At 58.2% G+C, this 14,975-nt stretch carries 13 protein-coding genes and 1 riboswitch; of the genes, 7 read left to right on the top strand and 6 right to left on the bottom strand.

Annotated elements, in window-relative coordinates; all coding sequences use genetic code 11:
• Positions 1 to 196: 196 nt before the first annotated feature.
• Together L2D14_08280 and L2D14_08275 are read right to left on the bottom strand one after the other, a co-directional pair.
• A complete protein-coding gene (locus tag L2D14_08280) occupies positions 197 to 982 on the bottom strand; it encodes a hypothetical protein (GenBank protein WNK01418.1) in 786 nt (261 codons plus the stop codon).
• Between the two features lie 201 nt (positions 983 to 1,183).
• Positions 1,184 to 2,692, bottom strand: coding sequence for a UbiD family decarboxylase (locus tag L2D14_08275; protein ID WNK01417.1), 1,509 nt, complete (start codon positions 2,690 to 2,692; stop codon positions 1,184 to 1,186).
• 182 nt (positions 2,693 to 2,874) lie between these two features.
• Here L2D14_08275 and L2D14_08270 point away from each other — a divergent pair, with 182 nt between their 5' ends.
• From L2D14_08270 to L2D14_08245, 6 genes are all read left to right on the top strand, one after another.
• Positions 2,875 to 4,689, top strand: a complete 1,815-nt coding sequence (locus L2D14_08270; GenBank protein WNK01416.1) for an HD domain-containing phosphohydrolase — start codon at positions 2,875 to 2,877, stop codon at positions 4,687 to 4,689.
• Positions 4,690 to 4,699: 10 nt separating this feature from the next.
• The gene (locus L2D14_08265; GenBank protein WNK01415.1) at positions 4,700 to 5,152 is read left to right on the top strand and encodes a YaiI/YqxD family protein; all 453 of its coding nucleotides are present in this window, start codon (positions 4,700 to 4,702) and stop codon (positions 5,150 to 5,152) included.
• Between the two features lie 111 nt (positions 5,153 to 5,263).
• Positions 5,264 to 6,868 carry a Na/Pi symporter gene (locus tag L2D14_08260; GenBank protein WNK01414.1) on the top strand — a complete coding sequence of 535 codons (1,605 nt, stop codon included), beginning with the start codon at positions 5,264 to 5,266 and terminating at the stop codon, positions 6,866 to 6,868.
• Between the two features lie 222 nt (positions 6,869 to 7,090).
• A riboswitch (cobalamin riboswitch) is annotated at positions 7,091 to 7,312 on the top strand.
• 40 nt (positions 7,313 to 7,352) lie between these two features.
• Positions 7,353 to 7,535, top strand: coding sequence for a CbtB domain-containing protein (locus L2D14_08255; protein ID WNK01413.1), 183 nt, complete (start codon positions 7,353 to 7,355; stop codon positions 7,533 to 7,535).
• A gap of 21 nt (positions 7,536 to 7,556) precedes the next feature.
• The gene (locus tag L2D14_08250) at positions 7,557 to 8,258 is read left to right on the top strand and encodes a CbtA family protein (protein ID WNK01412.1); all 702 of its coding nucleotides are present in this window, start codon (positions 7,557 to 7,559) and stop codon (positions 8,256 to 8,258) included.
• Positions 8,259 to 8,289: 31 nt separating this feature from the next.
• The gene (locus tag L2D14_08245; GenBank protein WNK01411.1) at positions 8,290 to 9,015 is read left to right on the top strand and encodes a hypothetical protein; all 726 of its coding nucleotides are present in this window, start codon (positions 8,290 to 8,292) and stop codon (positions 9,013 to 9,015) included.
• A gap of 14 nt (positions 9,016 to 9,029) precedes the next feature.
• Here the strand turns inward: L2D14_08245 and L2D14_08240 are convergent, their stop codons facing one another.
• From L2D14_08240 to L2D14_08225, 4 genes are all read right to left on the bottom strand, one after another.
• Positions 9,030 to 9,980 carry an agmatinase gene (locus L2D14_08240; GenBank protein WNK01410.1) on the bottom strand — a complete coding sequence of 317 codons (951 nt, stop codon included), beginning with the start codon at positions 9,978 to 9,980 and terminating at the stop codon, positions 9,030 to 9,032.
• On the bottom strand, positions 9,980 to 10,864 hold the full coding sequence (locus L2D14_08235) for a TauD/TfdA family dioxygenase (GenBank protein WNK01409.1): 885 nt from the start codon (positions 10,862 to 10,864) through the stop codon (positions 9,980 to 9,982). Before L2D14_08235 ends, L2D14_08240 begins: the two co-directional genes overlap by 1 nt.
• Before the next feature lie 147 nt (positions 10,865 to 11,011).
• The gene (locus L2D14_08230) at positions 11,012 to 11,503 is read right to left on the bottom strand and encodes a copper chaperone PCu(A)C (protein ID WNK01408.1); all 492 of its coding nucleotides are present in this window, start codon (positions 11,501 to 11,503) and stop codon (positions 11,012 to 11,014) included.
• A 79-nt stretch (positions 11,504 to 11,582) separates the two neighbouring features.
• The gene (locus L2D14_08225; GenBank protein WNK01407.1) at positions 11,583 to 11,975 is read right to left on the bottom strand and encodes a hypothetical protein; all 393 of its coding nucleotides are present in this window, start codon (positions 11,973 to 11,975) and stop codon (positions 11,583 to 11,585) included.
• 204 nt (positions 11,976 to 12,179) lie between these two features.
• Between L2D14_08225 and L2D14_08220 the strand changes: the two genes are divergently transcribed.
• On the top strand, positions 12,180 to 14,747 hold the full coding sequence (locus L2D14_08220) for an FAD-dependent oxidoreductase (protein WNK01406.1): 2,568 nt from the start codon (positions 12,180 to 12,182) through the stop codon (positions 14,745 to 14,747).
• Positions 14,748 to 14,975 lie beyond the last annotated feature (228 nt).

The raw sequence follows: 14,975 nt of genomic DNA, 5'->3' as shown, positions 1-14,975 counted from the left end.
GCCTAAAGACCAACCGTTCAGGTCAAGAATACTCCTGATATTCTGATAAACCCGTGATGTTTTTTCGACTGATCCAACGGCGTCATTTTGTGGTCTGAAGGCGTCTTGGTTGCGCCGGACGGCGTGTTCAACGCGCTAAAACTAAAACCCCGCCGGTGTGGCGGGGTTTCCGTCGTTTGAATTGTAAGCAGAAGCGTCAGTTGCCGAGCAGACCTTTCAGCTTCTTGCCGGCTTCGCCCATGGTATCCGAGGCTCCTTCACTCGCCCCCTCCATCAGCTTTTTCGCCTCTTCGCCAGCCCCCTTGGCGAGGTCGTCGAGGTTGAGGCCCGACACAGCCGAGCCGACACCTGCCGTCATCTTGTCGATGACCTGCTTGATAACGTCCGCCGGGGATGCGCCGCCGTCGTCCTTGCCGATATCGGTCAGCGTCAGCGTCGGCAGCTTGGAACCGAGAGATTTACCGTCCAGGAACGAGGCGGAGACATTCACCTCGCCGCCGGTGATGGTCAGTTTCTCGATGATGATCTTGGGGCCTTCGCCTTCCGACGAGGATGAGGCCGACGAATCGCCACCCCCGATTTTTTTCGCATACGCGTCGACGTTGGCCTTGATGGCATCGATATTGGAACCGCCGTTCGCCAGTTCATAGGTGATTTTCGGCCCGTCGATCAGCACCGAGTTAATGACAATGGGATCGGAATTCAGGGTCGAGGTGTCGATCTGCACGGCAATGGCGCCCAGCTCGAACGCGCTCGGTGTTTTGAAGCCGCTCGGGTTGCCGACCGACAGCTTGTTCAGCGCCGCCTTGCCCGATGTCGCATCGAGATCGACGCTGTTCAGCGTAACCTCGGCCTTGGTCGCTTCGGAACCGTATGTCTCGACCGCGGATTTAATGATCCCGCCCAGGTTGGAATAAAGGTAAATGCCGCCGGCAACCAGAAGCACGACCACAACACCGACGCCTATAAATACTTTTTTCATCGTAAATCTCTCTTTCTTCTCATCCAGACGACACCAATTTCGCAAATGATCGCGCCCATGCGAGATGGCGTCCAGTGAAAGTTATAACGTCATCCCTCGTCGTCGCCCTGAACTCGGTTCAGGGCCCATGAAATCTGGGCAATCAGCTGCAGTTATCATGGATCCTGAATCAAGTTCAGGATGACGGCTCTTGCATAGCCGTCACTTCCAGATCGGTTTGCCCGAGCCCGGAATGCCGAGGTTTTCCCACATCGCATCGACCTTTTTGACGACGTCGTCAGTCATGCGGATTTTCTGGCCCCAATCGCGATGCGTTTCGGGTGGCAGCTTGGTCGTCGCGTCGATGCCGAGCTTGCCGCCGAGCCCCGATTCCGGGGATGCGAAGTCGAGGTAATCGATCGGCGTGTTGTCGATGACGGTGAGATCCCGGCTGGGGTCGACATTGGTCGAGATCGCCCAGATCACGTCGTTCCAATCGCGCGCATCGATGTCTTCGTCGACGACGATGACGAATTTCGTATACATGAACTGACGCAGATACGACCAGACGGCCATCATGATGCGCTTGGCATGTCCGGCGTAGGCCTTCTTCATAGATACGACGGCGACCCGGTACGAGCACCCTTCGGGCGGCAGCCAGAAATCGACGATTTCCGGGAACTGCTGCTGCAAAAGCGGCACGAACACGTCGTTCAAGGCCTCGCCCAGCACCGATGGCTCGTCCGGCGGCCGCCCGGTATAGGTCGACAAGTAAATCGGGTTCTTGCGCATGGTGATCGCGGTGACCGTGAACACCGGAAACGGCTCGACCGAATTGTAATAGCCGGTGTGATCGCCGTACGGCCCCTCGTCGCCGTAGTCCGTCAGCGAAACCGTGCCTTCGAGGACGATTTCCGCCTCGGCGGGGACTTTCAGGGGCTGCGTGATGCAATCCACCAACTCCACTTTCTTGCCCCGCAAGAGCCCGGCGAACTGGTATTCCGACAGGGTATCGGGCACCGGCGTGACGGCGGCAAGGATCGTTCCCGGATCGGCGCCGAGCACGACGGCTACAGGCAGCGGTTCCGGCTTTTCGGCTTTCCAGCGCTGGTGATGCTGCGCACCGCCGCGATGCTTGAGCCAGCGCATCAGGGTCGTGTTTTTACCCGTCACCTGCATGCGGTAGATGCCCAGATTATAGTCGTCCCGCTTGTCTGAGCCGGGTCCTTTGGTGACCACCAAAGGCCAGGTGATCAGCGGTGCCGGCTCGCCGGGCCAGCAGGTCTGGATCGGCAGCTTCGTCAGGTCGATGTCGTCGCCGGTCAGCTTGATTTCCTGGCAATACGCGGTGGTGCCGTCCTTCGGCTTCATGGCCATGACGGTTTTCATGAGCGGCAGCATTTCCATCGCTTCGCGCCAGCCGCCCGGCGGTTCGGGTTGGCGCAGGAATGCCAGCGTTTCGCCGACATCGCGTAGTTCACCCGGCTCGCGGTTCATGCCCCAGGCGACACGCTCCACGGTACCAAACAGATTGACGAGAACCGGCATGTCCGAGGCTGTGCCGTCGGCCTTGATGACGTTTTCGAACAGGATCGCAGGACCACCTTCGGCGAGCACGCGGGTCTGGATCTCCGTCATCTCCAGAACGGTGCTCACGGGCTCGCTCACACGCACCAGCCGGCCGCTTTCTTCAAGCCGTGAGATAAAATCCCTGAGCGAGCTGTAAGCCATGAAAATCCTCCTATTATGGCCGCAAGGTTGACCCTTTCTTGGCTTTGCGGTCAAGCACGCCGCAAAAATCTCCTGTTCACGGCGTGACCATTGTCAATCAATGGCTTAAACGTCTAGAGTCTGTTACTAGGGTTCAAGAATTTGCGCCTGAATGGCGCTTGTTACCGGGAAGCAAACACGACATGGCCGATGGGACGACGGATACGAATGAAGGGCTGAGTACCTCAAGCCTTCAAAGGCTGATAGATATCGGCATCGCCCTTTCCGCGGAACGCGACACCAACGTTCTGATGGAAACGATTCTGCTGGAGGCCAAAAGCCTCGCCAATGCCGACGGTGGAACGCTCTACATCCGGACCGATGACAACCGTTTGCGCTTTGAAATCATGCGCACCGACAGTCTCGAAATCGCCATGGGCGGCACCACCGGCAAGGACATCAATTTTCCGCCGCTGACACTGGTCGACCCGAAGACCGGCGAGGAAAACCACAAAAACGTCGCCTCGGCAGCCGCCCTGACCGGCAACTCGATCAATATTCCCGATGCCTACGAAAACGATGCCTTCGACTTTTCCGGCACCAAGAAATTTGACGAAGGCACAGGCTATCGCTCGAAGTCGTTCCTGTGCGTGCCGCTCAGCAATTCGCAGGGCGAGATTATCGGCGTTCTGCAGCTTCTGAACGCCATTGATAAAGACTCCGGCGAGGTTATTGAATTCGGCAACGACATTCAGCCGCTGATCGAAGCGCTGGCATCGCAGGCCGCTGTCGCACTCGATAACCAGCAACTTCTGGAAGCCCAGAAAAAGCTGTTGGACAGCTTTATCGAGCTGATCGCGTCTGCGATTGACGCCAAGTCACCTTATACGGGCGGCCACTGTCAGCGCGTCCCGGAACTGACGAAAATGCTGGCCGCCGCCGCTTCCGAGCAGAAGGAAGGGCCGTTCGCCGACTTCGACCTGACCGACGAGGAATGGTACGAACTGCACATCGCGGCGTGGTTGCACGATTGCGGCAAGGTCACGACGCCGGAATACGTGGTCGACAAGGCGACCAAACTGGAAACCATCTACAACCGTATCCACGAAATCCGTAACCGCTTCGAAATCGTCAAGCGTGACAAGGTGATCGAATACCAGAGTGCCGTCATCGACGGCGGCGATCCGGAAAAACTCCGCGAAGAGCTGGAGCAGACGCTGGCGCAACTCGATGACGACTTTGCCTTCATCGCCGAAAGCAATGTCGGCGGTGAATTCATGGCGCTGGAACGGGTCGAGCGGGTCAAGCAGATCGCCAACATAAAATGGACGCGTACCCTGTCGGACCGTCTGGGTCTTTCGTATGAGGAGCTCAAACGCGTCGAGCGCGAGCCGGAACCGCCACTGCCGCACGAGGAAAACCTCCTCGCCGATCGTTACGACCATATCATCTATCGCGAAGGTATGGAGCAGACCGCCGTCGAAGATAACCCGTGGGGCTTCAAGCTCGATGTGCCGGAACACAAATACAACATGGGGGAGGTCTACAACCTCTGCATTGCACGCGGGACGTTGACCGAAGAAGAGCGTTTCAAGATCAACGACCACATCGTACAGACGATCATCATGCTGGAAGCCCTGCCGTTTCCGAAACACCTGGCCCGCGTACCGGAATTCGCCGGCGGCCACCACGAGAAAATGGACGGCACCGGCTATCCCAAGAAACTTAACAAGGATCATATGTCGATACCGGCACGGATCATGGCCATCGCCGACATCTTCGAGGCACTGACAGCCGCCGACCGGCCTTACAAAGCACCGAAAAAACTGTCCGACAGCGTCAAGATCATGTCGTTCATGAAAAAGGACGCGCATATCGACGACGAACTTTTCGAGCTTTTCCTGACGTCCGGCGTTTACAAGGAATACGCCGAGCGGTTCCTGATGCCGGAACAACTGGACGAGGTCGATATCAATCAGTACCTCCCCAAAGAAGAAGCCGAAGCCGGCGACGATTAAGGTATCCGGCATGGTCGAGATTTACATCGATGCAGACGCCTGCCCGGTCAAGGACGAGACACTCCGCGTTGCCGCCCGTCACAAACTAAAAACGATCATGGTGTGCGATGGCGGCATCCGTCCAAGCACGGATCCCATGGTCGAGCTTGTCATCGTATCCCAGGGCGCCGACGCCGCCGACGACTGGATTGCAGAGCACATCGGCGAGGCCGATATCTGCGTCACCAACGACATCCCCCTTGCCGCACGCTGCCTTGAAAAAAATGCCCTGGCCATCAAGCCCAACGGCGCGTTGTTTACGGAGAACATGATCGGCATGGCGCTTGCCAACCGGGAACTGATGCAGGGGCTGCGTGAAAGCGGCGAGATTACCGGCGGTCCGTCTGCATTTTCCAAATCGGATCGTTCGAATTTTCTGAACCGGCTTGAAACCACGGTTCAACTCGCCCTGAAGAGCGCCTGAATTGTCTGCAACGCCGCCACCGGCATCCAATCGACACATGATCGACCGCAGGCCGGGTGCGCGATATAATCCACATGCCTTTTTGAATGTCGTTCAGGATAAGAAGCCCAAATGATCAGTTGGTCTCTCATCGGCAGTGCGCTGGGTGGTGTCGGGCTGTTTCTTCTTGGCATCCATCTGATGACGGCAGGCCTCAAGGTCGCCGCCGGCGAAGCCTTGCGGGACGTCCTGGGCCGCTGGACGGATTCCCGGGTTCGCGGACTTTTTTCCGGCGTTCTGATCACCGGCCTCGTGCAATCCTCAAGCGCCGTCACGGTTGCCGCGATCGGCTTCGTTAACGCCGGCCTTTTAACGCTGCCACAGGCCATGTGGGTTATATTCGGGAGCAATGTCGGCACAACCCTGACCGGTTGGCTGGTCGTCATCATCGGCATCAATTTCAAGATCGAGGCCCTGGCCCTGCCGCTGCTTGGCATCGGCATGGTACTGTTCCTCACCGGTTCATCGTCCCGCCGCGGCGCCCTGGGTGAAGCGCTGGCCGGGTTCGGGGTGCTTTTTCTGGGCATCGCAACATTGAAGGTCACATTCGAGGGGATCGGCGCGGCCATCGACGTCACCGCATTGCAATCGTCGGGCATCGCCAACACCGCCGCATTCGTCGTCACGGGCATCATCCTGACGACACTGATGCAGTCGTCGAGCGCGGTTATCGCCATCGCCATAACCGCCGCCCTGGGGGGCTTGCTGAATATCGAATCCGGGGCGGCACTTGTCATCGGCGCGAATATCGGCACGACCAGTACCGCATTGATTGCCGTTTTCGGCGCCACCTCCAACGCCAAGCGGGTCGCATTGTCGCACGTCGCCTTCAATGCCCTTACCGGCCTCTCGGCCCTCGCACTGCTTCCGATCATGCTTTTCATCGTCGCCTTCATCGAGGAAAAGTTTATCGGCAGAACGGCCCCGGCGACGACACTCGCGCTTTTTCATACCACCTTCAACATACTCGGCGTGCTCTTGATGTGGCCGCTCAGTAGCCGCCTTGAAAAATGGCTGGCCGCCAGGTTGTTGACACTGGAAGAAAACGAGGCGAAGCCGAAGTATCTGGATCACAACAGCCTAGCGGTTCCGTCCATTGCCCTGAACTCAATCTTGCTGGAAATGCAGCGCATTGCCGCTATCGCTTTCGGTATCGCAAAATCACCGCTAGTCGACGAGAAGGTGTCGGTCACGCAGTTGCGTCATCAGGTGAACATCATCAACGCACTGAGTGAGGCCGTATACGGTTATATACGGAGTCTGAACGAAGGCCGGAATACCGAAGAAATCACACTGTCGCTGTCGAGCATTGTACGTCAAATCTGGCATTACATAGAAATCGCGCGTAACGGCTTTGACCTAGCAGAGCGTCGCGAGAAACTTGATCGCCTTCCTGAGCAGTATCTCGAGCAGTTCCACTCGGTAGGTTCCTTGATTGCCGACAGAATCAATACGACCAACCTGCAAGCCGGTCCACAGCAAGAACAGGCCCCGGACCTGTTGAGCATCGAAACCGCTTATCAAAATCTGAAAGATTCGATTCTGAAGGCCGCAAGCACTGGTGAATTGACCGTCAGCAACACTGGTATCGCGCTGGATGCCTTGAATGACATGCGCAGTATTACAAACCATCTTGAGAAAGCGATAAAAAGACAGGAAGCCGTGGTCATAAACTGAGCGCACGCCTCCCTCTAATGTTTGGCTTCGATTTTCCGTTCCGATGGAATGCGTACACGCACCGCCGTGCCTTTGCCGCGGACGCTGCAAATATCGTGCACGTCAGTGATACTGTTTGCGATTGCGCAATAGATATCTTCATGAGCAGCACCGAATCATTCCCGCTCAAGCAGAAGACCGCCCCCGCTACGATACGCATTGACAATTCCACCTGCTCTAACGCATCCTTCAACGTGTAAGGGTTCCCCGCTGAGAGACGACAGAGTCTTGGGGACTAATAGGGAACATGGGAGAGATTTACCCATCAGGGGATCTTAACCCGGGCTGCCCCCGCAACTGTAAGCGGCGAGCTGGTAATCCGAAGCCACTGACCGATGGTCGGGAAGGCGATTAACCGGCGAGAAACCGCGAGCCAGGAGACCTGCCTTTACACCGATGGACATGCGTCCTCGGTATTTGCATATCAAACTCGGAGGGAGTTCTGATGGAACAGACCAAACAAAACGACGTATCACTTCCGCTTTCCTTTCAGCAACGCATTGCCGCAACGCTCGCGGCGCTTCTCATCGGCAGTTTCCTTGTGTATGGCGCCGGGCTGGCAAATTCCGCTACGCTGCATAACGCCGCACATGACGGACGGCACGCATTCGCTTTTCCCTGCCACTGATTTCCTGACCGGAGAAACGTTATGATCGGACGGATTTTTCTGGCCGCGCTTGCGGCTGGGCTGATCGCTGGCGCCTTCGTTTCAGTCGCACAGATGGTCAAGGTTGTGCCCTTGATTCACGCTGCCGAAGTATATGAAGCCCCTGCTGCTGCACAGAACCATACGCACGATGCCGCTAGCGCCACCACGGCACACAGCCACGACCATGAAAGCTGGATGCCCGAAGACGGCGGCGAGCGGATTATGTATACGGTCCTGACCAACTTCGTGCTGGGGGCCGGTTTCGGTCTGCTCATTGCAGCGGGCATGACCTTGCGCGGGCGAACAACAGATTGGCGCCGTGGCCTGATATGGGGGGCATCGGGTTTTCTGGCCTTTTCGTTCCTGCCCGCCCTTGGCTTACCGCCTGAACTGCCGGGTATGGCGGCGGCAGACCTGACCGGGCGGCAGATTTGGTGGGTGATGACCGCTGCTGCATCGGCCGGCGGTCTGGCCCTTATTGCCTTCGGGTCGAACTGGCCGTTGCGGTTCCTCGGTGCCGCAATGTTGGCAATTCCGGATATTGTCGGCGCACCGCATCCGGACGAATTCTGGGGCGGCGTTCCGGCGGAACTGGCCGCGCAGTTTGTCGCCACCTCGCTGGTAACGGCCGGGCTCTTCTGGCTGCTTTTGGGGGCCTTAACGGGCCACTTCATCGGCCGCAGTCTGCAAAGCGACGGATAGTATGAACAGGATTCCGGGCGCAGACTGAGACATGTCGAAAGAAACGCTCAACCTCGCACTCGGATATCCTTATCCTCTCCCGGATAGCTCTTACGTCGTACACCGGCGCACCGTCACACCGATGAAGGCCACGGATGCACCGCGTTACCGCGAAGACCGGACGCCGGTTCTGGCCGTCGGCTCGAATCAGTCGCCCGAACAAGTCATCCGCAAGTTTTCCGACAGGGACTGGCCGCCGATCCCCTGTGAGCGTTGTCATGTGCATGATTTTGACAGCGTCTATTCCGCGCATGTAACCGGATACGGCTCCATCGCGTCGTGCCTGCATCCGGCGCCCGGGACAAAGGTCACGCTGTTCATCAACTGGCTTCACGATGAGCACATGGAGCGCATGCACGCGACCGAGCTTGGCAACGAGAACTATGTCTATGCCGAACTGGACGGGATCAAAATCGAAACGGAATTCGGCCTGGAATTAAACAAGGTCTTTTTCTACTGCTCGAACGCAGGCGCTTTCACACCAATCGGCGCCCCCGTCCCCCTTGCCGAAATTCCGGCGGAAAACCGCCAGTGGGAAGCTTTGCACCAGACCGATATTCAAACCCATGTCCAGGTCCGATCCGCGCCTGAATTGGACTTTGACAGCTTCGTCCTGTCGTCCGCCCGCGACGTTGAAGCGCGCAACCATCGCAAAAGCGTGATGCGTGAATTATCCCTGCCCTTCGAACACCCGGGGCTTACCGTCATAAAATCATGAGGACTTGAACCGGTTCACTTGTCGAAGTATCCGGCGCGGGCCGCGGCACCGATCAGGTTGACGATCATCCGCCCGGCGGCGATCGAGGTCAGTTGATTGACGTCATTGACGGGCGCGATTTCGACGATATCCATGCCGACGACCCGGCCCTTGACGACCAGTCCGTGGATAAGCTTGCGCATCTGATGATAGTCGAGCCCGCCCGGCGCCAGTGCCAGCGTTCCCGGCATGACCGAAGGATCGACACCGTCGGCATCGATGGTCAGGTAGTAATTCTGCCCGTCCGGAATGTCGGCCAGCACGCTTTCAATGCCGTTGTCGTGCACGTCATAGGATGTGTAGATATGCGCCCCGTAAACCTTTGCAGCCTCGACTTCCTCGATCCGGGCACTGCCGACTGCACGCATGCCGATCTGAAATATCTCGCCGATGTGGTCCATTTCGGAGGCGCGGCGGATCGGACTTGAATAACCTTCCGGCTCGCCATTGACCTCGTCACGCCAATCCAGATGCGCATCCACATGCACAAGCGTAACAGGCCCCAGGCTTTCAATCCCGCGAAATACCGGGATCGGGATGCCGTGATCGCCGCCGATGGTGATCGGCATCGCCCCGGCGGCGACAATCTTGCGGATCGCCGCTTCGGCGTTGCGGTAATGCGCGTCGTGATCGTTCATATCGGCCGCCGCATCACCGCAATCGACGATTTTCACGTTGCGCCCATCGAGCGCCGGACCGCCGAGATCGAAATCATAATGATCGGGGGCGATCTGGATACGCCTGGATGCCGCACGCACAGCCGCCGGCCCCAGGCTCTGCGGGTTGGCCATGCCTTCCGGTCGGTAAGGCTTGCCGAAGGGAATGCCGAGCACGGCAACGTGGGCATCGAGACTGTCCAGATCGGTAACGACCGGATAGCCGAGAAAGCTCTGCGCGCGCTGGTCGGGCGGTACTGTCAGCGCCACTATTCAGCCGCCCGTAGTTGAGCCGGACGGCCGCCACCGACGGTGACCCGGTGCATCAGCCGCTTGAAGCCATGGTAATCGTTGATCGGATTGTGCTGCGTCGCATAATTGTCCCAGAACGCCAGCGCGCCGGGTGTCCAAACGAAGCGGCAGGTGAATTCCGGCCGCGACAGATGGGCGAACAGGAAATTCAACAGCGGTTCGCTTTCTTCCTGCGTCAGTTCCTTGAAGCGTTCGCTATGACCCGAATTCACGAACAGCGACTTGCGCCCGGTGCGCGGGTGCGTGATGACTGCCGGGTGCTCGGCGGACAGTTGCATCCGCTTGCCCGCTTCTTCCTGTACCCGGTCTTCGCGGGTACGCGTGACCTCGGCCTTGGCTGAGTTCTGGATCACGGTGAGGGTTTCAAGATAAGCCTGCAGGCTCGGTGACAGTGTCTCGAAAGCCAGATGCATGTTCGCGAACAGGGTATCGCCGCCATAAGGCGGCAGTTCCACGGCATACAACAGCGCGCCCATCGGCGGCTCTTCGAGATACGTCGTGTCGGCATGCCAGATGCCGCCGAAATTTACCCGTTCGTCGGCATTTTTGACAACCGGAACAACCTCGTCCGTGCCGTCCAGCCCCTTGACCATGGGGTACGGGATCAACGGCCCGAACCGCGAAGCAAAGGCCGCCTGACGTTTCGGCTCAAGGTTCTGGTCCCTGAAAAATATAACGTGATGCTCGTTCAGCGCGCCGGTGATATCTGCGATCACCTCGTCCGGCAAATCCGCTGAAATATCGACGCCTGAAATTTCCGCGCCAAGACTGCCGGCAATACGTCTGACCCGGATGTGCTCGAAGGCCGAAAACGATTTCGGCGGTTCCCAATCGCTCAACATACCTGAGATGTCCCCTGAAGTTTTTGTTCGCGAATAAGGAATCCTAATACGACAAATGGGAGACGACAATCACAGCTATCAAATGCGGCGCAAAGCGCCTACCCCTTCACCGGGGCAGGCGCTTGCGAATGCAGTTGCCTTAAATGCTTACTGCGTTTTCTTCATCTGCATGTTCTTATGCTGGTGCTGCATCGGCATCTTGCTGCTCACACCCTGCACCTCGACGTCGACGGTGATCTCACCGGCCTTTTCGAAGACCAGCGTCAGCGGGAAATGCGCACCGGTTTTCAGCGGCGCCTTCAGCCCCATGAACATCACATGCAAACCGCCGGGTTGCAGCGCCACTGTCTTGCCGGCCGGCACATCGATGGCCATGACCTGACGCATCTTCATCAGATCGCCTTCCTTAATGTGCGTATGCAGCTCGACTTTCTTGGAAACGTCGGCGCGCGCCGCGACAAGCCGGTCGTCGGTGGCCCCGGTATTCTGAACGGCAAGGAACGCGGCACCGGCTTTGGCCATCCCCGCAGACGCACGCGCCCAGGGTTGTGTTATCTGGATATCCCCGGCCAGGGCGGACTGGGACGTGATGAAGGTAGCCGCCAGCGCAATGGCTGCGGCGAAAGCACGAAAATTCATAATCAACTCCTATTGAATGACATACGCAGGGACACGACGGCGGGATTGCCGCGCGGGTCCATAGATTGAAAGAAGCGTGTCAGACGATAGGCGGATCGCGGCTGGAGGGTGCGAGGTGGGCGCGCCCGGACGGCAGTTGATCGACCGAACGGATGGCGGCAATTCTTACCGGAAGCGACGGCGGCACAATCACCGTGCTCGCCGCGCTCATCATGCTGTGACCGGTCGCAAACGACATACAGACCGGGCAGGTCGGGCGCTCATCGGGCTTCGGCGGTGCATCGGGATTCGGGATCTGTTTGATCCCAAACGCCGTACATATAATCAGATAGCCGTTGGCCCCGCCGGCGCCCGAATACGGGATAGCTTGGCCCAGCGGCATCAGCGCCTGCAGCGACAAGGCGACAAACGCCATCCAGGCGGCGATACGCCGCCGGCCGGTCAGTCCGGATCGGGGTTGTTCAGATTTCACGGGCGGGACTATATCCTGTGGGCTCGATATCGGCAATTATATGAGGTGAAAAAATCACCGGGGGCCGCGGGCGCGTTGCGGTTGGCGAAATCAAGACAGGGATTGTCGTGAAACACCAAGCGGCAGTTCGCGCAAAGTCTTAACGAGTGGGTGTGCAGACCTGTATCCGGCTACCCGACCGGCGCAAGATGGAGTGTGTATTTGATGTCCGATTTTCATAAAAAGGCGAGTGTCGTCATCATTGGCCTGGGTGGAATTACCGGTGCGTCGGTTGCGCACCACCTGATTGAACGGGGCTGGGACAATATCATCGGCATCGACAAGTCGGGTGTTCCGACGGATATCGGCTCCACCGGTCATGCGTCCGATTTCTGCTTCAACACGATGCACGATCAGATGACGATCTTCACGACCAAGTACAGCATCGATTTTTTTGAAAAACGGGGGCGGTACTCGCGCATCGGCGGCATTGAAGTTGCGCGCAAGGACGACGACGAACGCATGCGCGAGCTTGAACGCCGCGTCAGTTCCGGCCGTGCGTTCGGCAGCCGCGTCGAGATGATCACCGCGGCAAAGGCCAAGGAACTGATGCCCCTGATCGAGGAAGATGTCATCCAGGGGGCACTTTGGGATCCGGATGCCGGTCTGGTCATCCCCCGCTCGCAGGTTGTGGCCGGCGAAATGATCCAGGAAGCCGAAGCTGCCGGGAAGCTGGAAGTCATGGCCAACACCCCGTGCACAGGTCTCGACATCGAAAACGGACGGATCAAAGGCGTACACACGTCTCGTGGTTATATCGAGACCGACTACGTCGTGGTTTGCGCCGGTCTTTGGGGCCGCCTGATTTCGGAAATGGCGGGGGAAGACCTGCCGGTCATGCCGGTCGACCATCCGCTGACGTTTTTCGGCCCCTATAACGAATTCGAAGGGACCGGCAAGGAAATCGGCTATCCGCTGCTGCGCGACCAGGGCAACTCCGCTTATCTGCGCGACACCGGCGATCCGAAGACCGCCGAGGGCGGGCAGATCGAATGGGGGTATTACGAGGAAAAAGAACCGCGCCTGTGCCATCCGCGCGATATCCTCGAAAAGGAACAGGCGAGACTGTCGCCGTCGCAGCGCGATCTGGAAATGGAACAGATCATTGAGCCGCTGGAACGTGCCATGGAGCTGACGCCGATCCTGGGCGAACTGGGCTACAACGAGAAGCATTCCTTCAACGGTCTTTTGCAGGTCACTGCCGACGGCGGCCCGTCTATCGGTGAATCGCCGGATGTCCGCGGGCTGTGGTATGGCGTTTCTGTGTGGGTCAAGGACGGCCCCGGGACCGGCAAAGTCATCGCCGACTGGATGACGGACGGACGGACGGACCTCGATCATCACTCCATCGATTACGCTCGCTATTATCCGATCCAGAAGTCCGAGAGCTATATCCACGACCGCTGCTACGAGACGGCGTTCAAGATTTACAATCCACCTGTTCATAACCGCGAACCGTACACCAAGGGCCGGAATTTACGCGCGGCCCCCTGCTATCTCAGGGAAAAAGAGCTGGGCGGCTACTTCATGGAGCTCTCCGGTTGGGAACGTGCGCACGGTTATGCCTCCAACGAAGGGCCATTGTTCGAGAAATTCGGCGACCGTGTGCCGGTCCGCGAGAACGAATGGGACAACCGGCATTTCTGGCGGGTCTCCAATGCCGAGCAACTGGAGCTTTCTGAAAACGTCGGCATGATCAACCTGTCGCACTTCGCGATTTACGATGTCAGCGGCCAAGATGCGGAACAACTGGTCGAGTATGTGTCCTCATCCAAGGTCGCTGGCGATACGCCTGTCGGCAAGGGTGTCTACACCAACTTTCTCGACGATACCGGTGGCGTTATGGCAGACCTGACCATCCTGCGCCTGGCCGAAGACCGATTCCGCGTTATTGACGGTGCCGACGCCGGTCACCGTGACATGACGTACCTTAAGCGCATGACGCGTGATAAGGAGTGGTCGGCCTATATCGAGGACCGTACCGACCAGTTCGGCTGCATCGGCGTGTGGGGGCCGAACGCGCGCGAGAACCTGAAAAAGCTGGCGGATGATCCGGCCGGTCTCGATCTTGAGAATTTCCCCTTTGCCGCCACACGCGACATCACGCTCCGCGGCGTGCCGGTCAAGGCGTTCCGCATTTCATACGTCGGCGAACAGGGTTGGGAACTGCACTTCCCGCTCAGCTATGGCCTCGCGCTTTGGGATATGTTCCGGGAAATCGGCATCCTGCCGGTTGGCGTCGAAACCTATGCCAACACGCGCAGACTGGAAAAAAGCCTGCGCCTGCAGAACGCCGACCTGCTGACCGAGTACAATCTGCTCGAAGCAGGTCTGGCGCGACCCAAGGTCAAAGCCGCCGATTACCGGGGCAAGCAAGCCAACCTGGAACAGCGCGCCCGACCGCACCAGCCGGCAACGCTGTGCACGCTCGTCGTCACCGACAACACCGACAAGGACGGTGTGGCGCGCTTCATGCTCGGTAACTGCCCGATCATCGACCCGAAAAGCAACGACGTCCTGATCGACAGTCTTGGTCGGCGATCCTACACGACCTCCATCGCCTACGGCCCCTCTATCGGCAAGAACATCGCGCTCGGATACCTGCCGCATGATTATTGCGAGGTCGGCCGCGCGCTCGAGATCGAGTACTTCAACCAGAAGTTCCCGATGCAGGTCGCTGCTGTCGGCTACAAGGCGCTCTACGACCCGGAGAATGCACGGCCGAAATCGTAGACGGAAAATCATCTGCGCTGTCCACCCACGCCGGAATACCGGCGTGAATGATATCTATGCGGCAATAAATATCCTATATTCGACAAAATAACGTCGCTCCAAGAAAAGAATCAGGCTGATTTACGCAAGGGCGCGCAAATTCACTCGGCTACGCTTTCAAAGTCATGGGGAGATGACACGCGTTCCCTGGCTTGACGGCGGGTTTAGATTCGTTAATCGACCTGCCGC

The sequence above is a fragment of the Thalassospiraceae bacterium LMO-JJ14 genome, assembly GCA_021555105.2.
Classification (GTDB): Bacteria; Pseudomonadota; Alphaproteobacteria; order Rhodospirillales; family Casp-alpha2; genus UBA4479.
The sequence above is the reverse complement of the archived record's forward strand: the minus strand, read 5'-3'. Positions and strand labels throughout refer to the sequence as shown.